The sequence below is a fragment of the Micromonospora sp. NPDC092111 genome, assembly GCF_044755745.1.
Taxonomy (GTDB): Bacteria; Actinomycetota; Actinomycetes; order Mycobacteriales; family Micromonosporaceae; genus Micromonospora.
Genome location: NZ_JBIVRQ010000008.1, coordinates 165,667 through 189,141 on the forward strand (window position 1 = coordinate 165,667; position 23,475 = coordinate 189,141).

4 protein-coding genes are annotated in these 23,475 nt (G+C 74.6%); all 4 read right to left on the reverse strand.

The annotated features are described in order from the left end of the window. Window positions 1–15: 15 nt before the first annotated feature. The 4 genes from ACIQG9_RS18250 to ACIQG9_RS18265 are packed head-to-tail and all read right to left on the reverse strand — an operon-like array spanning window position 16 to window position 22,497. The gene (locus ACIQG9_RS18250; RefSeq protein WP_400403609.1) at window positions 16–1,242 is read right to left on the reverse strand and encodes a cytochrome P450; all 1,227 of its coding nucleotides are present in this window, start codon (window positions 1,240–1,242) and stop codon (window positions 16–18) included. After that, window positions 1,239–8,447, reverse strand: a complete 7,209-nt coding sequence (locus tag ACIQG9_RS18255; RefSeq protein WP_400403610.1) for an amino acid adenylation domain-containing protein — start codon at window positions 8,445–8,447, stop codon at window positions 1,239–1,241. The genes ACIQG9_RS18250 and ACIQG9_RS18255 overlap by 4 nt, the downstream gene beginning before the upstream one ends. After that, window positions 8,444–16,333, reverse strand: a complete 7,890-nt coding sequence (locus ACIQG9_RS18260) for an amino acid adenylation domain-containing protein (RefSeq protein ID WP_400403612.1) — start codon at window positions 16,331–16,333, stop codon at window positions 8,444–8,446. The genes ACIQG9_RS18255 and ACIQG9_RS18260 overlap by 4 nt, the downstream gene beginning before the upstream one ends. Continuing rightward, the gene (locus tag ACIQG9_RS18265; RefSeq protein ID WP_400403614.1) at window positions 16,330–22,497 is read right to left on the reverse strand and encodes an amino acid adenylation domain-containing protein; all 6,168 of its coding nucleotides are present in this window, start codon (window positions 22,495–22,497) and stop codon (window positions 16,330–16,332) included. Before ACIQG9_RS18265 ends, ACIQG9_RS18260 begins: the two co-directional genes overlap by 4 nt. Between the last annotated feature and the right edge of the window lie 978 nt (window positions 22,498–23,475).

The following is a 23,475-nucleotide window of genomic DNA, read 5'->3' on the forward strand; positions in this document are numbered from 1 at the left end:
CGGCTGCCCCGCAGGTCACAGCCGGACCGGCAGGGCCTGGAGGCTGCGGTTGAGCAGGGACGGCTGCCAGCGCACCTCGCTGCCGGCCAGCGCCAGCCCCGGCGCGGCGGCCAGCAGGTCGGTGAGCGCGGCACCGGCCACCAGCCGGGCCAGCGGCGCGCCCAGACAGAAGTGCGCGCCCTGCCCGAAGCCCAGGTGCGGGTTCGGGTGCCGGCGCAGGTCGAGGGTGTCCGGCTGATCGAACCGGGCCGGGTCGCGGTTGGCGGCGGCGGTGACCAGGTACATCCGCTGCCCGGCGCGCAGCCGCTGGCCGGCCAGCTCGAAGTCGGTCTTCACCTGCCGGATGGACATCTTCGACGGGCCGTCGAAACGCAGCAACTCCTCCACGGCGGTGGGCGCCAGTTCCGGCTCGGCGCGCAGCAGGTCGAGCTGGTCCGGGTGGCGCAGCAGGTTCCACACCCCGACGGCGATCAGGTTGCTGGTGGTCTCCCCGCCGGCGAACGCCACGTGGGTGAGCATCGCGACGAACTCGTCCTCGCTGACCGAGTCGCCGACCAGGCCGCTGGCGAGCGCCGCGCTGACCAGGTCGGCGCGGGGCTCGGCGCGGCGCAGCCGGACCAGCCGGCGCAGGTAGTCGAAGAGGTCCAGCAGGGCCTGCTGGGAGCGTTCGTGCTCGTCGGGCGACTGCACCGAGCCCAACGCCAGGTCGCCGACCTGGATCGCCCAGCGCTGGAACATCGCGGTGTCCGTCGCGGGCACCCCCATCCAGGCCGCCGCCACGGTGGCCGGCAGTGGCCGGGCGAAGTCGGTGACCAGGTCGGTGACCGTACGGCCGGCGCCGGCCTGGGCGGTCAGCCGGGCCACCGCCTCCTGCACCATGGGCCGGTTGCGGCGGATCTGGCTGGGGCCGAACGCCCCCCGGAAGACGCTGCGCAGCCGGCGGTGCTCCGGCGGGTCGACGAAGACCATCCAGCCGGCCATGATCTGGAAGGCGCGGGCCGCCTCCGGGCTGAGCAGGTGCAGCGGCGTCTGGGCGAGCATCGGGCCGATCCGGTCGGCGGAGACGGCCGGCTCGGTGAAGCAGGTGGTCACCGGGTCGTAGCCGGTGACCAGCCAGGCTCGGTGCACCGGGCTCCAGTGCACCGGCGCGGCGGCCCGCAACCCGGCCAGGTACGGGAACGGGTCGGCGACGAGTTCGTCGTCCACCAGGTAGCGCTCGGTGAGCGGGAAGGTGCTGGTCATGCCGTGCGCTCCATCAGCTCGGCGGCGATGGCGGCCACGACCGCCACGTCGGGTGCGGTGACCATGCTCCGGTGGGTGCCGGGCAGGTGGTGGACGGTGAGCGCGTCCGGGAACATCTCCCGGCAGCGCCGCTGGTAGGTGGGGCCGCTCGCACCGGCCACCACCGACGGCCGGCCGGGTCCGGCGGTGGCCGCCTCGGCGGTCACCACCAGGTGCGCCGGCCCGGAGTACGGGGCGGGACGGTAGCCGGCGGCGGCGCGCAGCAGCGCCGTCCACATCGCCACCGGCCAGTCCGCGCCCAACTCGGCCTCGGCCTCGTCGACCCCGGCGGCGCGCAGCGTCGCGACGAGCTCGCGTTCCTGGCTGAGCCGGGCCGGGGTGCCCGGGGTGAGTTCGCGGACCGCCTCACGCATGGCGACCGCCCGGTCGAGCAGGTCCAGGGCCTCGGTGACGGCGAACATCCCGGCGTCGTCCGGCACCGCCGGCTCCAGCAGCAGCAGGGTGTCGACGTGCTCGCCGGCGGCGGTGAGCTGGATCGCCATCTCCTGGGCGATGTTGCCCCCCATCGACCAGCCGAGCAGGGCGTACGGGCCGTGCGGCTGACGGGCGCGCAGCTCGCGCAGGTAGTCGGCGGCCAGGCCGGTCATGGTGTCCGCGTCGACGCCGCCGTCGATGCCCCGCGCCTGCAGGCCGTACACCGGGCGGCCGGCGGGCAGCGCCTGGGCCAGCGGCAGGTACCAGGCGACGCTGCCGCCGCTGGGGTGCACGCACCACAGCGGACGGCCGGCGTCGCCGTCGCGCAGCGTCACCAGCACCCCGCCGTCGCGGCGGGCCGGGGCACCGGACTGGCCGGACTCCCGGGCGGTGACCGCCTCGGCCAGTGCCGCCACCGTGGGGTGTTCCAGGATGTCGGCCACCCCGACCGGCAGTCCGAGGTCGCAGGCGCGGGCGGCGAGCCGGACGATGGCCAGCGAGTGGCCGCCGAGGTCGAAGAAGTCGTCGTGCACGCCGACCCGGTCCAGGCGCAGCGTCTCCGCCCAGAGTTTGGCCAGGGTGGCCTCGGCCTCGGTGCGCGGCTCGGTGTACGGGCGGTCCGGCTCGGCGTTCCCGTCCGGGGCGGGCAGGGCGGCCCGGTCGAGCTTGCCGTTGGCGGTGACCGGCAGCGCGTCCAGCGGCACGAACGCGGCCGGCACCAGGTAGCCGGGGAGCCGGTCGCGCAGCCAGCGGCGTAGCTCGGCGGGACCGGGCAGGGCCGCCCCGGTCACCGGCACCAGGTACGCCACCAGCCGGGCATCGCCGGGCAGGTCGGTGCGGGCGAGCACCGCGGCGACCGCCACGTCCGGGCGGGACGACAGCACCGCCTCGATCTCGCCCAGCTCGATCCGCCGGCCCCGGATCTTCACCTGCCCGTCGACCCGGCCGCCGAACTCCAGCACCCCGTCGGCGCGCCAGCGGCCCCGGTCGCCGGTGCGGTAGAGCCGCCGGCCCCCGCCGGCCGGATCGGGGACGAACCGGTCGGCGGTCAGCCCGGGCTGACCGAGGTAGCCACGGGCCAGGGCGTCGCCGCCGAGGTGGATCTCCCCGGACCCGCCCACCGGCACCGGGCGCAGTGCCTCGTCGAGGACGACGACGGCGGTCCGGGCCAGCGGTGTGCCGATCGGCACGCTGACCGCGTCGGCCGGCACGTCACGCACCTGGTGGGCGGTGACGATGAACATCGCCTCGACCGGGCCGTACCCGTTGACGACGCGCAGGTGCGGCCAGCGGGCGGTGAGGTCCCGCAGGTGCGGCGCGGACGCCGCCTCCCCGCCGAGCAGGACCTGGCGCAGCACCCCCAGTTCCCCCGGGCACTCCTCGACCACCAGGTTGAACAGGGTGGTGGTGAGGAACACGGTGCTGACGCCGTGCCGGCGGACCGCCGCGACGATGCCGGCCGGGGTGACCGGTCCGGCCGGGTAGAGCGCGCAGGTGCCGCCGTGCAGCAGCGGGCCGAAGATCTCGAAGATGGCCGCGTCCCAGTTGACGCTGCTGAGGTGCAGGACGGTCTCGTCGGCGTCGAGGTGGGCGAAGGTCTGCCCGACCAGGCTGTCGACGATCGTCCGGTGGGTGACCGCGGTGCCCTTGGGCCGGCCGGTGGAGCCGGAGGTGTAGAGCACGCAGGCCAGGTTGTCGGCGTCCGGGGCCACCCCCGGGTCACCGGTCGGTTCGGCGGCGAAGGTCGCCGCGTCGAGGGTGATCACGGTGCCGACCCGCGCGGGCACCACGTCCCGCCAGCGTGGCTGCACCAGGACCAGGTCCGCGCCGGTGTCGGCGGCCAGCAGGTCGAGGCGGCGGCGCGGGTCGGCCGGGTCCATCGGCAGGTAGCCGGCTCCGGCCTTGAGGATGCCGAGCATGCCGACGAGCAGGTCGACGCCGCGTTCGGCGCACAGCCCGACGACCCGTTCCGGGCCGGCGCCGTGCCGGCGCAGGTGGTGGGCGACCTGGTTGGCCCGGGCGTCGAGCTGGGCGTAGCTGAGCGTGCCGCCGACGGCGGCCAGGGCCACCCGGTCGGGATGGGCGGCCACCTGGACGGCGAGCAGGTCCACCAGGCTGCGGTCGTCGCGGGCCGGGCCGGTGACCTCGGTACGGACGTCCGCCGCCGCGACGGCGGCGCCGGGGGCGGACTGCGGGTCGGTGACCATCTCGGTGAGCAGCGCGCAGTACGCGTCGGCGAGCCGTTCCACCTCGCCCTGCGACATCCGTCCGGCGTCGGCCTCGAACGAGACGCCCTGCGGGCCGGTGGTGACCATCAGCCCGAAGTTGGTCCGGGCGATCTCCTCGATCTCCTGCTTGTGTTCGCTGCCCAGGGCGTGGAAGTGCACGTAGTTGAAGGCCGTGTCGACCAGCACCTCCCCCGCCCACCGGCCGCGTTGCAGCTCGGCGAGGGGGAACCGGCGGTGCCCGATGACCTCCTGCTCGGCGGCGAAGACGTCGCGCAGCAGGTCGAGCCAGCTCGCCGCGGTCGACCGGACCCCGAACGGCACCACGTTGAGGAACAGCCCGCGCATGCCGTCCGCGCCGGCCCGCTCGGGGCGGCCGTTGGTGGCGAACCCGGTCGAGTACGCCTCGCCGTCGGCGAGCTGCCCCATCAGGTGGTGGTACGCGGTGAACAGCACCGTCTTGCGGGGCACCCCGGCGCGGGCGGCCAGGGCGTCGATGCCGGCGTGCAGGTGGGCGTAGCCGCGCAGCGCCTCGCAGGTGGACTTGTCGACCGGCGTGCCCCCGGCCGACCGGGGGATCCGTACCGGCGGGAACTGCTCCACCATGGCGTCCCAGAATGCCCGGGCGGTCGGGTCGGCGACGGCGGCGCGTTCCAGGGCCACGTACTCGGCGAAGCGGGGCACCGGCGGGCCGGCCGGCTCCTCGCCCGCGCCGCTGACCGTCCGGCGGTGCCGGTCGACCAGCTCGGCGATGAGCGAGGTGAGGCTCCAGCCGTCGAGGACGGCGTGGCAGTCGGTGATGGTGAGCCGGTATTCGGCGTCGTTGAGCACGTGCACGTGCAGCCGGATCAGCGGCGGCACGGCCAGCTCGAACCAGCGCACCGACTCGGCGTGCAGGTGCTCGCGGACCCGCTCGGCCTGGCTGACGTCGTCGAGGCCACGCAGGTCGTCCACGCCGACCGGTAGGTCCGCCGCGGGGTGGACCAGTTGCAGCGGCTCCTCGTAGGAGGCCCAGTCGAAGCCGGTGCGCAGGATCTCGTAGCGGCGGACCACCGCGTCGGCGGCGGCCTGCATGGCGGCGGCGTCGAAGCCGGCCGGCTCCTGGATCCGGAAGCTGGTCACGTTGTGGTAGGCGCCCTTGCCGGCGTCGGCGAGCAGCTCGTAGAGCATGCCCTGCTGCATCCGGGTCAGCGGGTAGGCGTCGTCCAGCCCGGCGGGCAGCCGGTCCCGGTCGCCGGGGGCGACCATGGCGAACCGGTCGACCGGCCCGCCCACGGCGGGGGCGTCCCGGGCCGCGTCGGCGGCGGAGTCCACCGCCCGGGCCAGCTCGCCGAGCGCCTGGTGGGCGAAGACGTCGCGCAGCGCCACGGTCACCCCGCGCCGCTCGGCGAGCCCCACCACCCGCAGCGCGAGGATGGAGTCGCCGCCGAGGTCGAAGAAGCGGTCGGTGACGCCGACCCGGTCCGCGCCCAGCGCGGCGCACCACACCTCGGCGAGGGCCCGCTCGGTGGGGGTGGCCGGTGGGACGTACACCCGGGTGGTGTCCAGGGTGGCCCCCTCGACGGCCGGCAGCGCCCGGCGGTCGACCTTGCCGTTGGCGGTCAGCGGCAGGGTGGGCAGGGCGGTGAAGGTCGCCGGCACCATCGGCTCGGGCAGCCGCTCCCGCAGCCAGCCGCGCAGCTCGTCGGCGGCGGGCTCGCCGTCGACGACCAGGTAGGCGTGCAGCCGGTGCTCGCCGGTGCGCTCGCCCCGGGCCACCACGGCGGCCTGCACGACGGCGTCGTGGCGCAGCAGTGCCGCCTCCACCTCGCCCAGCTCGATCCGGTGGCCACGGATCTTCACCTGGTCGTCGGCGCGGCCCCGGTACTCCAGGTCCCCGTCGGGCAGGTGCCGGGCCCGGTCGCCGGTGCGGTACAGCCGCGCGCCGGGGGTGGCGGAGAACGGGTCGGGGACGAACCGCTCGGCGGTCAGGCCGGGCCGGCCGAGGTAGCCCCGGGCCAGGCCGGCGCCGCCGACGTACAGCTCCCCGGTGACGCCGACCGGGACGGGCCGCAGGTGCGGGTCCAGGACGTGGATGGTCAGGTCGCCCAGCGCCCGGCCGATCGGGGAGGTGGCCGGGCCGGTGCGGTCGGCGGCGGTGACGACGCGGTGGGTGACGTGCACGGTGGTCTCGGTGATGCCGTACATGTTGACCAGCGTGACGCCGACGCCGGGGCCGTCGAGCCAGCCGTCCAGCTCGGGCAGGTCGAGCTTCTCCCCGCCGAGCACGACGGTGCGCACCCCGAGGTCGGCCAGTGGCCGGTCGCCGAGGGCGGCGCGCAGGTTGCGGAACGCGCCGGGGGTCTGGCTGAGCACCGACACCCGCTCGGCCTCCAGCAGCGCGGCGAACCGGTACGGGTCGCGGGCGGTGGACCTGTCCACCACGACGACGCTGCCGCCCCGGGTCAGCGCCCCCCACAGCTCCCAGACGGAGAAGTCGAAGGCGTACGAGTGGAACAGGCTCCACACCCCGGCCGGCGGCAGGTGGAGGGCGTCGTCGCAGGAGTCGAGGAGCCGGACGACCTGCCGGTGCGGCACGGCCACCCCCTTGGGCCGGCCGGTGGAGCCCGAGGTGTAGATGACATAGGCGAGGTGGTCCGGGTCGGTGACCGGGGCCGGGTCGTCGGCCGGCTCGTCGGCGAGGGTGGCGTCGTCGAGGCGGAGCTGCCCGGCCGGGTCGACCGGTACCCGGTCGGTGAGGCCGGGTGAGACGACGGCGAGGGTGACCCCGGCGTCGGCGACGGTGTACTCCAGCCGGTCGCGCGGGTGCTCGGCGTCCAGCGGCAGGTACGCGCCGCCGGCCTTGAGGATGCCGAGGATGCCGACGGCCAGGTCGACGTCCCGGTTGACGCAGAGCGCGACCAGCGTCTCCGGGCCGACGCCGGCGGCGCGCAGCCGGTGGGCGAGCTGGTTGGCCCGCCGGTTCAGGGTGGCGTAGTCGGTCCGCTGCTCCCCCGCGACGACGGCGACGGCGTCGGGCCGGGCGGCGGCGTGCCGGGCGAACCGCTCGTGCAGCAGGTCCGCCGAGGGGTACGACCGGACCGGGGCGGACCAGGCGGCGAGTTGCCGCCGCTCGTCGGCGGGGAGCAGGTCCAGTTCGGACAGCGGGGTGTCCGGGTGGGCGACGACCTGTTCCAGCAGCCGGGTGTACTGCGCGGCCCAGCGCCGCATGGTCGCCGGCCGCCACAGGTCGGCGCGGTGGAAGAACGCGGCGGCCAGCCCGTCGGCGCGGCGGGCGGTCTGCAGGATGAGGTCGAACTTCACCGCGTCCAGGTCGAGGTCGAACCGTTCGCCGGTCACCCCGCCGAGGCGTACGGGCCGGTCGTCGGCGTCGTCGTCGAGGCTGAACATGGCCTGGAACAGTGGGGTGCGGTGCAGGTCCCGGTCGGAGGCGACCTCGTCGACGACCCGCTCGAACGGCACGTCCTGGTGCTCGTACGCGCCGAGGGCGTCGGCGCGGACCCGGCCGAGCAGCTCGGCGAAGGACGGGTCACCGGTCAGGTCGGCCCGCATGACCAGGGTGTTGACGAAGAACCCGACGACGTTCTCCACCTCGGGCCGGCTGCGCCCGGCGACCGGGGTGCCGACGCCGAAGTCGACCTGCCCGGCGCACCGGCCGAGCAGCGCCTCGAAGGCGGCGAGCAGGCTCATGTAGAGGGTCGCGCCGTGCGCGCGGCCGAGCCGTTCCAGGCCGGCGACCAGTTCGGGGGCGACGGTGAACTCGCAGGTCGCCCCGGCGGTGCGGCGCTGCCCCGGCGACGCGGTGTCGGTGGGCAGTTCCAGCGGCGGCAGGCCGGCCAGCCGGTCCCGCCAGTGCGCCAGCTCCCGGGCCAGCCGGTCGCCGGTGAACTCGGCGCGCTGCCAGGCGGCGAAGTCGGCGTACCGGACCGGCGGCGGGGGCGGGGCGGTGCCGGCGTACCGGGCCTCCAGCTCGCGGACCAGCACGCCCATCGACCAGCCGTCGGCGACGATGTGGTGCATCGCCAGCAGCACCACGTGCTCGGCCGGGCCGAGCCGCCACACCGTGACCCGGAACAGCGGGCCGGCGGTCAGGTCGAACGGCGCGGCGGCGGCCTCGGCGGCGAGCGCGCCGACCGCGTCGGGCCGGTCGGTCAGGTCGACCCAGCGGATTCCGGCCCATTCGGGGTCGATCTCCTGCCGGACCACGCCGTCGACGACGGTGAACCGGGTACGCAGCGCCTCGTGCCGGTCGACCAGGCCGGCGAACGCGGCGGCCAGCCGGTCGCCGTCCAGCGGGCCGATGAGCCGCCAGGCCACCGGGATGGTGTACGCCGGGCCGGCACCCTCCAGCCGGTCGAGGAACACCAGGCGTTCCTGGCCGAACGAGACGGGCAGCCCGCTGGTGCCGGCACCCCGGGTGATCCCCGCCGGGGCGGGGCGCTGGTCCGCGCGCCCCGCGAGCCGCTGGCGCAGCAGCTCCCGCTGGGCGGGTGAGAGGGCGGTCATGCGGTCTCCTCCAGTTTCCGGGCGAGCCGGGCGATGGTTCGGGCCTCGAAGAAGGCGCGAAGGGTGAGCTTTCCGTCGAGCCGGTCGCGGAGCCGGGAGATCACCCGCAGCGCGGTCAGCGAGTGGCCGCCGAGGGCGAAGAAGTCGTCGCGGACACCGACGTCGGGCCGGTCGAGCAGCTCCGCCCACACCTCGGCGATGATCTTCTCGGTGCTGGTCCGCGGGGCCACGTGCCCGACGCCGGTGCCCGCGGTGGTGATCTCCGGCAGCGCCGCCCGGTCGACCTTGCCGTTGCCGAGCAGCGGCAGCACGTCGAGGACCAGCAGCTCCACCGGGACCATCGCGGGCGGGAGGACGGCCTCCAGGTGGGCGCGGAGCGCGGTCTCGGTGATGGCGCCGCCGGGGGCGCGCTGGGCGTAGCCGGCGAGTTTCCAGCCGTTCGGCCCGTCGGGGCGGGCCACCACGGCCGCCCCGCCGACCTGGGGGTGGGCGGCGATGGCCGTCTCCACCTCGGCCGGTTCGACCCGTACCCCGCGCACCTTGACCTGGCGGTCGAGGCGACCCCGGAACTCCAGCGTCCCGTCGGCCAGCCACCGGGCGGCGTCGCCGGTGCGGTACATCCGCGCGCCCGGCGGCCCGTACGGGTCGGGCAGGTAGGCGGCGGCGGTCAGGCCGGGCCGGTTGCGGTAGCCCCGGGTGACGCCCGTCCCGCCGATGTGGACCTCGCCGTACACGCCGACCGGCACCGGGCGCAGGCCGGCGTCGAGCACGTGCACGCTGGTGCCGGGCATGGGCCGGCCGATGGACACCGACTGGTGGGCCACCGCCGGGTCGAGGTCGGCGATGGTGGTGGTGACGGTGGCCTCGGTGGGGCCGTACTGGTTGACCACCCGGCCCAGCCCGGGCAGCGCGGCGTGCAGCTTCGCCAGCAGCGCCGGGGTGCACGGTTCGCCGCTGAGCACCAGCAGCCGCAGCGCCGGCAGGGTGGCCGAGGCGACGTCACCGGCGTCGAGGAGCTGGTGCAGCAGCGACGGCACCATGCTCAGCAGCGCGGTCGGGGCGGGCCGGCCGGGCAGGTCCACGCCGAGGGTGGACAGGTCGGACCGACCGGCCATCAGCACGGTCGCGCCGACGGTGAGCGGGCCGACACAGTCCCGCAGGAACGCGTCGAAGCTGGGCGAGGCCCGTTGGAGGACGACGTCGGCGGCGTCGAGCCGGTAGTGGGCCAGGATCTCGTCGAGGTACCCGGTGATGCTGGCGTGTTCCACCAGCACCCCCTTCGGGGTGCCGGTGGAGCCGGAGGTGTGGACGAGGTAGGCGAGCTGGTCGGGGCGGGTGTCGCCGGTGGGCGGGGTGGTCGGCCGGGCGGCCAGCGCCGGGTCGGCGAGCATCGCCGGGTCGACGACCACCGTGACACCGGAGTCGGCGGCGAGGTGGGCCAGCCGGCGCTCGGGCAGCTCCGGGTCGAGGCCGACGAACGCGCCGCCGGCCTTCCAGACGCCGAGCACGGCGACGACGGTGTCCACGCCGCGCGGCAGCCGCAGCCCGACCGGGGTCTGCGGGCCGACACCGAGGGCCACCAGGTGGTGGGCGAGCCGGTTGGCCCGCCGGTCCAGTTCGGCGTACGTCACCTCGGCCCGGCCGGCGATGACGGCGGTGGCGTCCGGGGTGGCCCGGACCCACTCGGCGATCCGCTCGGGCAGCGACCGGAACGTCGCCACCGGGCGGGCCGGCGGCGCGGCGGGCGCGGCGTCGGTCAGCGGCAGGTCGCCGACCCGGGCCGTGGGGTCCGCGACGATCGCCCGCAGCAGCAGCCGGTACGCCGCCGCCATCCGGGCGATCGTGTCCGGGTCGAAGATGTCGGTGGTGTAGTCGAACGCGCCGGCCAGCCCGTCGGGGCGGTGCACCAGCTCCAGGGTGAGGTCGAGCTTGGCCGCGCCCCGGTCGACGGGCAGCGCCGCCCCGGTGGTGCCGCCGAGGCGCAGCGTGTCCAGGGTCCAGTCGTTGTAGCTGAACAGCGCCTGGAACAGCGGGGAGCGGCTGAGGTCCCGGTCGGGGCGCAGTTCCTCGACGAGCCGGCCGAACGGCAGTTCCTGGTGCTCGTACGCGCCGAGGGCGTCGTCGCGGACCCGGCCGAGCAGTTCCGTGACGGTCGGGTCGCCGGTCAGGTCGGCCCGCAGCACCAGCGTGTTGAGGAAGAACCCGACCACGTCGCGGACCTCGGGGCGGCCCCGACCGGCGACGGGGGTGCCGACGGCGAAGTCGGCCTGCCCGCTCCATCGGCCCAGCAGCACCTGGTACGCGGCGAGCAGGGTCATGAACACCGTCGCCCCGTGCTCCCGGCTGAGCCGTTCCAGGCCGGCGACCAGGTCCGGTTCGACGGTGAACTCGACGGTCCCGCCGGCGCCGGTGCGGCGGGCCGGGCGGGGCCGGTCGGTGGGCAGCTCCAGGGTGGGCAGGTCGGCCAGCCGGTTCCGCCAGTGGTCCAGCTCCCGGGCCAGCCGGTCGCCGGTGAGCCGGCCGCGTTGCCAGCCGGCGAAGTCGGCGTAGCGGACCGGCGGGCGGGGCACGTCGAGGCCGTCGTAGCCGGCCTCCAGCTCGCGGACCAGCACGGCGGCCGACCAGCCGTCGGAGACGGTGTGGTGCATGGCGACCAGCAGCAGGTGCGCCTCGGCGTCGACCCGCCACAGCACGGCCCGCAGCAGCGGCCCGCCGGTCAGGTCGAACGGCTCGCGGGCGGCCTCGGCCAGGGCGGCCTCGGCGGCGGCGGGGCCGGCCGCGTCCCGCCGGTCCAGGCCGGGCCAGTCGGCGTCGACGTCCTGGCGGACCACGCCGTCGGTGAGGGTGAACCGGGTGCGCAGCGCCTCGTGCCGGTCGACCAGGGCGTCGAGGGCGGCGGCGAGCCGGTCGGCGTCCAGCGGTCCGTCGAGCCGCCAGGCCAGCGGGATGGTGTACGCCGGGCCGGCCCCCTCCAGGCGGTCGAGGAAGACGAGGCGTTCCTGCCCGAACGACACGGGCAGCCCGCTGGTCGCGGTGCCCCGGACGATGGGGGCGCTGACCTGGTCGGCGTCGGCGAGCAGCCGGGCCAGCCCGGCGACGGTGCGGGTGGTGAACAGGTCCCGGAAGGTGAGCTGCCGGCCGGTGCGGGCGGCGACCGCGCCGACCACCCGGATGGCGAGCAGGGAATGCCCGCCGAGGGCGAAGAAGTCGTCGTCCATGCCGGGGTGGTCGACCCCGAGCACGTCGGCGAAGATCTCGGCGACCTGCCGTTCCCACTCGTCGGCGGGTTCCCGGCGGCCCGTGCCGGTGGCGTACGTCGGTTCGGGCAGGGCGGCCCGGTCGACCTTGCCGTTGGCGGTCAGCGGCAGTTCGTCGAGGACCACCACGGCGGCGGGCACCAGGTACGCCGGCAGGCTCTGCCCGAGCTGGGCGCGCAGGTCGCCCAGCTCGGCCGGGTCGGCGACGACGTACCCGACGAGGCTGAGCGCGCCGCTGCGGTCGGGGCGGGCCAGCACCACCGCGTCCCGGACGGCGGGGTGGCGGCGGACGACGGTCTCGATCTCGCCGGGTTCGACGCGGAAGCCGCGCACCTTGACCTGCCCGTCGGCGCGGCCGACGAACTCCAGCACCCCGTCGGCGGCCCAGCGGACCAGGTCGCCGGTGCGGTAGACCCGGCCGCCGGGCGGGCCGAACGGGTCGGGCAGGAACCTCTCGGCGGTGCGGCGCGCCCCGCCGACGTACCCGCGGGCCAGGCCGGCGCCGCCGAGCAGCAGTTCCCCGACCACGCCGACGGGGACCGGCCGCAGCCGCTCGTCGACGACGTACGCGGTGGTGTGGTGCATGGGGCGGCCGATCGGGACGGCGCCCCGGCCGCCGCTGGGGGCGGTGATCTCGTGCCAGGTGGCGAAGGTGGTGGACTCGGCGGGGCCGTACAGGTGCAGCAGCCGGTCGGGGCCGCCGTGGGCGAGCAGGGCGTCGACGGCAGCCGGGTCGGCGGCCTCCCCGCCGAAGAGCACGTGCCGCAGCCCGCTCAGGGCGTCGGGGCGTTCCCGGGCGACCTGGTGGAACAGGGCGGTGGTGAGGAACAGGGTGGTGACCCGGTGCCGGGTGAGGTGGGCGGCGAGCGCGGCGGGCGTCAGCGCCACGTCGGGCGGGGTGACCACCAGGGTGGCGCCGGCGACCAGGGTGGCCCACACCTCGAAGGTGGCGGCGTCGAAGACGGGGTTGGCGGCGAAGGCGACCCGGTCGCCCGGGTCGAGGGTGAGGTAGTCGCCGTCGTGGACGGTGCGCACCAGCCCCCGGTGGGTGATGCCGATGCCCTTCGGCCGGCCGGTGGAGCCGGAGGTGTAGACGACGTAGCCGAGCTGGTCGGGGTCGACGGCGACGTCCGGGGCGGTATCCGGCAGGGCGTCGAGGTCGGCCTCGGCCAGGTCGACGACCCGGCAGTCGAGGCCGTCGCCGGCCAGGTGGCCGTGCGCGGTGACGAGCAGCGTCGCGCCGGTGTCGGCGGTCATGAACCGGCTGCGCCCGGCGGGCTGGTCGGCGTCCAGCGGCAGGTAGGCGCCGCCGGCCTTGAGCACGGCGAGCTGGGCGCAGACCAGGTCCGCGCCGCGCGGCAGGCTGACCGCCACCACGGTCTCCCGGCCGACGCCGAGGTCGGCCAGGTGCCGGGCCAGCCGGTTCGCCCGGCGGTCCAGTTCGGCGTACGTCCACTCGGTGTCGCCGTCGACGACGGCCGGCTGGTCGCCGGCGGCGGCGACCCGGTCGGCGATCAGGTGGTGCAGTGGGCGGGCCGGCATCGGCGGGGTGGCCCCGGTGCCGGCGGCGCGCAGCGCGTCCCGCTCGGCGGGGTCGAGGACGTCCCAGTCGCCGAGCCGGCCACCGTCGTCGTCGGCGAGGGCGGTGAGCAGCCGGCGGTAGCCGGCGGCGATCCGCGCCACGGTGGCGGCGTCGAACAGGTCGGTGGCGTACTCGACGAGCCCGGTGCAGGTGCCGTCGGCGGCCTGGTCGACGAAGAGGGTGAGGTCGAACTTCGCGGTGCGCCAGCCCAGCGGCAGCTCTGCGGTGCGCGTCCCGGGCAGCCGCAGGGCGGTGACCGCGGTGTCCCGCAGCGCGAACATGGTCTGGTAGACGGGGGTGCGGCTGAGGTCCCGCTCCGGGCGCAGCTCCGCCACCACCTGCTCGAACGGCACGTCCTGGTGCTCGTACGCGCCGAGGGTGGCCGCCCGGACCCGGCCGAGCAGCTCGGCGAGGGTGGGGTCGCCGGCCAGGTCGGCGCGGACGGCGAGGGTGTTGACGAAGAACCCGACGACGTGTTCCACCTCGGCGCGGGTACGCCCGGCGACGGGGGTGCCGACGGCGAAGTCGCGCTGCCCGCTCCACCGGCCCAGCAGCACCTGGAACGCGGCCAGCAGCACGGTGTGCAGGGTGGTGGAGTGCCGCTGGGCGAGCCCGGTCAGCGCGCGCAGCGCGTCGGCGGGCAGGTCGAAGCGGTGGGTGGCGCCGTCGGTGCCGAGCACGGCCGGGCGGGGCCGGTCGGTGGGCAGCTCCAGCGCGGGCACCCCGGCGAGGGTGTCCCGCCACCAGTCCAGTTCGCCGGTCAACCGGGCGGGGGTGAGGTCGGCCCGCTGCCAGCGGGCGTAGTCGGCGTACCGGACGGGCGGCGCGGGCGGGGTCGCCCCGGCGTACAGCTCGCCCAGTTCGCGGGCGATCACCCCGAGGGACCAGCCGTCGGCGACCACGTGGTGCAGCACCAGCAGCAGCACGTCGTGGTCGGGCAGGCGGACCAGGGTGGCCCGGCACAGTGGCCCGGCGGCCAGGTCGAACGGGCGGCGGATCTCCGCCGCGGCGAGGTCGTCGGTCCACCCGTCGGCGTCGAGGCGGCGCAGCTCGACGTGCGGCGCACGGTCGACGACCGGCGCGTCGCCGGGGAACCGGGTCCGCAGCGCGTCGTGCCGGGCGGCGAGCCGGTCCAGGGCGCGGCGCAGGGTCGTCTCGTCGAGCCGGCCGTCGACCCGCCAGGCGACGGGGATGACGTAGGTGGGGCTGTCCGGGTGCAGTCGCTGGAGGAAGAGCAGCCGTTCCTGCCCGAAGGAGAGCACCGTCGGCTCGTCGTCGCCGCCCCGGGCCAGGGCCGGCGCGGTGTCGTCGGGTGCCGGGGCGGCGGTGACCACCTCGGCGAGGGCCGCGACGGTCAGGCCCTCGAACAGGTCCCGGATGGAGACGTCGACGCCCACCTCCTCGCGCAGCCGGGAGATCAGCCGGACGGCGAGCAGGGAGTGCCCGCCGAGGGCGAAGAACGGGTCGTCGACGCCGACGCGGGCGACGCCGAAGACCGCCGCCCACACCTTCGCCAGCCGTTCCTGGACGGGGTTCTCCGGCTCCCGGTACGGGGTGGCCAGGTCGGGCCGGTCGGGGGCGGGCAGGGCTTTGCGGTCCAGTTTGCCGCTCGGGGTCAGCGGCAGCTCGGCCAGCGCGACGAAGGTCGACGGCACCATGTAGCCGGGCAGCCGGTCGGCGAGCCGGGCGCGCAGCACGGCGGTGTCGAGGTGGTCGCCGACGACGTACCCGACGAGCCGCGTCTCGGCGGCCGGACCGGTGGCGACGACGACCGAGGCGCGGACGCCGGGCTGGTCGTTGAGGACGGCCTGGATCTCGCCCAGCTCGACCCGGTTGCCGGCGAGCTTGAGCTGTTCGTCGACCCGGCCGAGGTAGTCGACCACGCCGGGGGTGTGCCAGCGGGCGAGGTCGCCGCTGCGGTACATCCGCCCGCCGGGCTCGCCGTACGGGTCGGGCAGGAAGCGGTCGGCGGTGAGGCCGGGCTGGCCGAGGTAGCCCCGGGCGAGCTGCACCCCGGCGAGGTACAGCTCGCCCTGGCCGTCGTCGGCGACGGGGCGCAGGTCGGCGTCGAGGATGTGCAACTGGGTGTTGTCGACGGCCGCGCCGATCGGCACCGTGGCGTCGGGCCAGTCGGGCTGGCAGGCCCAGGCGCTGACCTCGATGGACGCCTCGGTCGGGCCGTACAGGTTGTGCAGTTCGACGTGCGGCAGGGTGCGCAGCACCCGGTGGGACAGCTCGGCGGGGAGCGCCTCGCCGCTGGCCATGATCCGGCGCAGGTGGTGGCAGTCCGCCGCGCCGGGCTCGCCGACGAACAGGGCGAGCATGGTGGGGATGAAGTGGACGGTGGTGATCTCCCGGCGCTGGATCGTCTCGACCAGGTAGCGGCTGTCGCGGTGCCCGCCGGGCTTCGTGATGACCAGCCGGGCGCCGACGATCAGCGGCCAGAACAGCTCGTACACCGACACGTCGAAGGCGTACGGGGTCTTCTGGAGCACTCGTTCGTCGGCGGTCATGCCGTACTCGTGCTGGCCCCAGCGCAGCCGGTTGACCACTCCCCGGTGTTCGGCGACGACGCCCTTGGGGCGGCCGGTGGAGCCGGAGGTGTACATGACGTAGCAGGCGTGACGCTCGTCGACGGCGACGGCGCAGGGCTGGTCGGATTCGCCGGCGGTGTCGGCGAGGGTCAGTTCGGGCAGCCCGGTCAGGCCCAGGTCGCGGTCCATGCCGGGGCCACGGACCAGGGCGATCGCCCCGGCCTGGCCGGTCATGTAGGTCAGCCGGTCGGTGGGCAGCTCCAGGTCCAGGGGCAGGTAGGCGGCGCCGCTCTTGAGGATGCCGAGCAGCGCCACCACCAGGTCCAGGGAGCGGTGGGCGCCGACGGCGACCACGGTCTCCGGCCGGGCGCCGTGCCGGCGCAGGGCGTGGGCGAGTCGGTTGGCCCGCCGGTCCATCTCCCGGTAGGTCAGCTCCTCGCCCTCGAACTCCAGGGCGACCGCGTCGGGGGTCCGTCGGACCTGCGCCTCGACCAGCCCGTGCATCGTGCTCATGCCTGCTGCTCCTTCAGTGCCTGCTCGACGTCCTCGCTGGTCATCGCCGCGATCTCGCGCATCAACCGGTCTTCGACGGCGACCGCGAGCCGGGCCACGGTGGGCCGCTCGAAGAGGGTGCGGACGCCGATGTCGCAGCCGAAGGCCGCGCGCAGCCGGATGGCGACCCGGGTGGCGAGCAGGGAGTGGCCACCCAGGTGGAAGAAGTTGTCGTGGATGCCGATCCGGTCGAGGTTGAGGACCTGCCGCCAGACATCGGCGACGGCCTCCTCGGTGGGGTTGCGGGGGGCCTCGAAGCTGTCGCCCGGCGCGGGCCGGTGGCGGTCGGGGTCGGGCAGCTTGTCCCGGTCGATCTTGCCGCCGACGGTGCGGGGTAGTTCGTCGAGGACGACGAACACGGCGGGCACCATGTACTCGGGCAGCCGTTCGGCGAGCCAGTCGCGCAGGGCGTCGACGGTCGGTTCCCCGGCGAGGTAGGCGACGAGCCGGTCCTGCCAGGCGACGACCACGGCATCCCGCACCGCCGGATGCTCCCGCAACCGGGCCTCCACCTCACCAACCTCGACCCGGAACCCCCGCACCTTCACCTGACCATCGAAACGCCCACAAAACTCCAACTGCCCATCACCACGCCACCGCACCAGATCCCCAGTCCGATACAACCGACCACCCGACCCGCCCCCCAACGAATCCGGCACAAACCGCTCCCCCGTCAAACCCCCCCGACCCACATAACCCCGAGCCAACAAACCACCACCCACAAACAACTCACCCACCGCACCCACCGGCACCTCGTCACCCCGAGAATCCAGCACGTACAACTGCCGATCACCCACCGCACGACCGACCGGCACCAGGCCGTCCACTTCGGACGGCACGTCGTAGATGGTGGCGCTGATGGTGGTCTCGGTCGGGCCGTAGGTGTTGACCACGGCCATGTCGGGGAAGTGCCGGGTCCACCAGGCGAGGTCGGCGGTGCGGACGGCGTCGCCGCCGAGGATCAGCAGCCGCAGGTGGGCGGGGCTCCAGGTGAGCGGGGTGGTGCCGTCGCCGGAGACCTCGGCGATCAGTTCGGTGAGGTAGCCGGGGACGACCTCCAGCACGGTGACCCGGTGTCGTTCGACGTCGGCGACGAGCTGGGCCGGGGCGACCAGGCCGTGTTCGGGTAGCACCAGGGCCGCCCCGCAGGTCAACGCGGGGAAGATCTGCTCGACGGAGGCGTCGAAGGCGAGCGCGGCGAACTGCAGCACCCGGTCGACCGGACCAAGCCCGAACCGCCGCCGCATCCGCGACACATGCCCACCCATCGCACCCCGGGAAATCCCCACCCCCTTCGGCCGACCGGTCGACCCCGACGTGTAGATCACATACGCGAGCTGGCTACCGTCGACCGGCAACCCGGGGTCGTCGTCCCGGCCCCCGTCGGGCAACGGCCCGTCCAGCACGGTGGTGATCCCGGCGTCGGCGGTGACCAGGTCGACCCGCTCGGCGGGCCAGGCCGGGTCGATCGGCACGTACGCCCCACCAGCCTTCAACACCCCCAACACCGCAGCCAACATGTCCACCCCACGACGAAGCCGCACCCCCACCAGCGACTCCACACCCACCCCATGCCCCCGCAACCACCACGCAACCCGATTCGCACGAGCGTTCAACTCCCCGTACGACACCACCCCGCCACCACCCACCGCAGCCAACGCGCCAGGATCCCGACGAACCCGCTCCTCGAACAGGACCACCGGGTCCGCCACCCGACCGGCGACCTCACCGGCCCCGAACCGACGCAACAACGCACGCTCCCCCGCCGGCAGGCCGAGCGCACCGACCCGCACACCGGGATCGGCCACCACGGCGGCCAGCAGGTCACGACACCGCCCCACCAACCGCTCGACGGTGGCCGCGTCGAACAGGTCGGTGCGGTACTGCACGAAGCCGCCGGCCGCGCCCGGGTCGGTGGTGAAGGTGAACATCAGGTCGAACTTGGTGACGTCGAAGGGGATCTCGGCGGGGCGCAGCCGGGCGTCGCCGAGGCGCGGCGCGCCGATGGAGCGGACCTCCAGGTCGAACATGGCCTGGAACAGCGGGGAGCGGCTGAGGTCCCGGTCCGGCCGGAGCTCCTCCACCACCCGCTCGAACGGCACCTCCTGGTGCTGGTACGCGTCGAGGGCCCGGTCCCGGACCCGACCGAGCAGCTCGGTGAAGGTCGGGTCGCCGGCCAGGTCGGCGCGCATGACCAGGGTGTTGACGAAGAAGCCGATGACGTTCTCCACCTCGGGCCGGGTGCGACCGGCGACCGGCACCCCGACGCCGAAGTCGGTCTGCCCGCTCCACCGGGCCAGCAGCACCTGGAACGCGGCGAGCAGGGTCATGTAGAGGGTGGCGCCGTGCGCGCGGCCGAGCCGTTCCAGCCCGGCGACCAGTTCGGGGTCGAGGCTGAACTCGGTGGTCGCGCCGGCCCAGGACGGCTGCGCGGGGCGGGGTCGGTCGGTGGGCACCTCCAGGGCCGGCAGCCCGGCCAGCCGCTCGCGCCAGTGGCCCAGCTCGGCGTCGAGGCGCTCGCCGGCGAGTTCCTGCCGCTGCCAGCCGGCGTAGTCGGCGTACTGGACGGGCAGGTCGGGCAGGGTGTCGCCGGCGTAGAGGGCACCCAGCTCGCGGACCAGCACGCCCATCGACCAGCCGTCGGAGACGATGTGGTGCATCGCGAGGACGAGCAGGTGGTCGGCGGTGTCGAGCTGCCAGACCAGGGCCCGGAACAGCGGGCCGGTGGCCAGGTCGAACGGGCGGTGCAGCTCCGCACCGGCCAGCCGGACGGCGACGGTGTACGGGTCGGGGGCCGACCGCAGGTCGTGCCAGGTGGCGGCGACGTCGGCGCGGGCGGCGACCCGCTGCACCGGCTGCGCGTCGACCACCGGGAAGGTGGTGCGCAGCGACTCGTGCCGGTCGACGAGGTGCCGCAGCGCCCGGTCGAGGCGGTCCGCGTCGAGCGGCCCGTCGACCCGCCAGGCCAGGGCGGCCATGTAGTCGGGCGCGTCGGGTTCGAGCCGGTGCAGGAACCACATCCGTTCCTGGGCGAACGACAGCGGGAAGTCGCCGCTGCGGACCAGGCGGCCGATGGACGGGGTGGCCTGCGGCCGGGCCGGTGGTAGGGCGGCGGCGAACTCGGCGATCGTCGGGTGGGCGAAGAAGCCGCGCACGTCGACCGGACGGTCGAGGGCCTTGACCAGGCGGGCCACGGCGAGGGTGGCGAGCAGGGAGTGCCCGCCGAGGTCGAAGAAGTTGTCGTGGATGCCGATCCGGTCGAGTTGGAGGACCTGCCGCCACACCTCGGCGACGGCCTCCTCGGTGGCGTCGCGCGGGCCGACGAATTCCTCGGTGAGGGTGGGCCGGTGCCCGTCCGGGTCGGGCAGCTTGTCCCGGTCGATCTTGCCGCCGACGGTGCGGGGCAGTTCGTCCAGGACGATCACGACGGACGGCACCATGTACTCGGGCAGCCGTTCGGCGAGCCAGTCGCGCAGGGCGTCGACGGTCGGTTCCCCGGCGAGGTAGGCGACGAGCCGGTCCTGCCAGGCGACGACCACGGCATCCCGCACCGCCGGATGCTCCCGCAACCGGGCCTCCACCTCACCAACCTCGACCCGGAACCCCCGCACCTTCACCTGACCATCGAAACGCCCACAAAACTCCAACTGCCCATCACCACGCCACCGCACCAGATCCCCAGTCCGATACAACCGACCACCCGACCCGCCCCCCAACGAATCCGGCACAAACCGCTCCCCCGTCAAACCCCCCCGACCCACATAACCCCGAGCCAACAAACCACCACCCACAAACAACTCACCCACCGCACCCACCGGCACCTCGTCACCCCGAGAATCCAGCACGTACAACTGCCGATCACCCACCGCACGACCGACCGGCACCGGGTCGGTGACGTCCGCCGGAACGTCGTACAGGGTGGTGGTGACGGTCGACTCGGTCGGGCCGTAGGCGTTGAGTACCGCGACGTCCGGGCAGCACGCGGCGAGCCGGGCCACGTCGGCGGGGCGGACCACGTCGCCGCCGAGGACCATCAGCCGCAGCGCACCGGGGACGACACCGTCGCGCTCGGCGAGTTCGGCGACCAGCTCACCGAAGTAGGCCGGCGGCAGGTTGGCGACGGTCACGCCGTGCTGGTCGAGCAGGGGCAGCAGGGTGGCCGGGGCGACCAGGCCGTGTTCGGGCAGCACCAGGGCCGCCCCGCAGGTCAACGCCGGGTAGATCTGGTCGACGGAGGCGTCGAAGGCAAGCGCGGCGAACTGCAGCACCCGGTCGACCGGACCAAGCCCGAACCGCCGCCGCATCCGCGACACATGCCCACCCATCGCACCCCGGCAGATCCCCACCCCCTTCGGCCGACCGGTCGACCCCGAGGTGTAGATCACGTAGGCGAGCTGGCCGGGCTCCACCGGCAGCCCGAGATCGTCGTCCCGGCCCCCGTCGGGCAGCGGCCCGTCGATGACGACGGTCGCGCCCACGTCGGCGGTGACGAAGTCGACCCGCTCGGCGGGCCAGGCCGGGTCGATCGGCACGTACGCCCCACCAGCCTTCAACACCCCCAACACCGCAGCCAACATGTCCACCCCACGACGAAGCCGCACCCCCACCAGCGACTCCACACCCACCCCATGCCCCCGCAACCACCACGCAACCCGATTCGCACGAGCGTTCAACTCCCCGTACGACACCACCCCGCCACCACCCACCGCAGCCAACGCGCCAGGATCCCGACGAACCCGCTCCTCGAACAGGACCACCGGATCCTGGCTGCGGCCCGCCAGGTCACCGGCACCGAGCCGGCGCAGCAGCGCACGCTCCCCGGCCGGCAGGCCGAGCGCACCGATCCGGACATTGGGATCGGCCACCACCGCGGCCAACAGCTCCCGACACCGCCCCACCAACCGCTCGACGGTGGCCGCGTCGAACAGGTCGGTGCGGTAGACGACGGTCATCACCAGTTCGTCGCCGCGCGGCTGGGCGAAGAGCGAGACGGCGAAGAGGGCCTTGGGTCGGTCGGTCTCGAAGTCGGTGAACCGCAGCGTCCCGCCCGGACCGTCGGCGGTGGGCACGTTCTGCATGGCGAACCACGCGTCGATCAGGGTGTCGGTGTCCGGCCGCTCCGGGCGCAGTTCCCGCACCACCCGCTCGTACGGCACGTCCTGGTGGTCGAGGGCGTCCAGGGCGTCGTCGCGGACCCGGGCCAGCAGTTCGGCGAAGGTCGGGTCGCCGGCCAGGTCGGCCCGCATGACCAGGGTGTTGACGAAGAGGCCGATCAGGTTCTCCACCTCGGGCCGGTTGCGCCCGGCGACGGGGGTGCCGATGCCGAAGTCGGTCTGCCCGCTCCACCGGCCCAGCAGCACCTGGAACGCGGCCAGCAGGGTCATGTAGAGCGTGCCGCCGTGGTCCCGGCTCAGCCGGCGCAGTCCATCCACCAGGTCGGGGTCGAGGGTGAACTCGCGGGTGGCCCCGGCGTGGGAGGGCGGGGCGGGGCGGGGCCCGTCGGCGGGCAGTGTCAGCGCCGGCAGCCCGGCCAGCCGGTCCCGCCAGTAGGCGACGTCACCGGCGAGCCGGTCGCCGTCGAGTTCCCGGCGCTGGGCCGGCGCGAAGTCGGCGTACCGGGTGGGCAGGTCGGGCAGGGCGTCCCCGTCGTGCAGCGCGCCGAGTTCGCGGACCAGCAGGCCCATCGACCAGCCGTCGGAGACGATGTGGTGGATCGCCACCAGCAGCACGTGCTCGGTCTCGCTCAGCCGCCACACCACGACCCGCCAGAGCGGTCCGGTGGTCAGGTCGAACGACCTGCCGGCCTCGACCTCGGCCTGCCGGTCGACCTCGTCGGCGCTGGTGGCGGTCCGCCAGTCGACGCGGGGGTGGAGCTGGCCGGCGACCCGCGCCAGCGGCACGCCGTCCCGTTCGACGAAGGTGGTGCGCAGCGAGTCGTGCCGGGCCGCCAGTGCGGCCACCGCCCGTTCCAGCCGGTCCCGGTCGAGCCGCCCGTGCACCCGCCACATCGGCGTGGCGACGTACGCCGTGTCGCGCCCGCCGGACAACCGGTCGAGGAACCACATTCGGTGCTGCGCAAAGGATGGCAGGTATTCGACCTTGGCGCAGTTCTCCTGCTGACGCAATTTAGAGCTCCCCAGACGAGAACGGACGGACCACCGTCGACTTAACGCAGGTTAATGCGTTTTGGTCGACCGACGGCCACTTTTTCGTGATGTCGGAATCGTGACGCACCCCCCGATCAGGGGCATGCCAACAACCGGAACAGCCGCACAAATGCGGCGTGTTCCGCAGGCATGCGTCAGCCTCGGAAACGATCAATCTGGACGTGATCGGCGGGCCCAGCGAGAGCATTTGCCCGCTTCGACCACTATCCAGAGATCATCAATAGTTCCCCCAGCACCTTTACGGTCCCTTAGTCACTGACCTGGGCGGATCCCCCGAGCGCCCTTGACCGCGGTCCATTCTGCAACGCCGCAAGCGACGGCGCAAACCAAAGACTGTCAACAAGGCGACCTATGGACGGCCGGCTTCATGACGGCGGTCCTGAATGTCCGACGCGATTCTGATCAAGATTTCCAACGTTGCAGCAGCTAAGCCGACAGATCATCTTCCGCCCGTCAGAGGCCATGATCACGTCCACAAGGGACTGTGTGGTGGCTCAGGATTTTTTCCGCACCGGCCACGGTTCCGGCTGGCACGTCCATCGTCGAGGTTCCCTTCGTCGGCCGCTGCGGTAGCGACGAATGGAGTCTGCGCGGCGGTCACACCCACCCACCAGGGACGGCTGTCCCGGGTCGACGGGACACCCGCCACCCGGGCCTGGTGGGGCAGCCGTCGGACCCGGCGGGAGCCCGGACGCCGTCGGCCAGCGAACCCCACCACCGCACCCACGCCAGGCCAGGGCGTTGACCACCCCGGCCCAGCGCGGACTGATCCCGCTGACCGACGGTCAGCACCGGGTGGCCGGAGCCCGGCCGGCCGCCGGGCGATCCGCCCGCCGGCCGGGCACCCCGCCCTTCCGGTCGCGCCGGCTCCCCCGATCCGCCCGCCGGCCGGCACCCCACTCTTCCGGTCGCGCCGGCTCCCCGGTCCGGCGAACC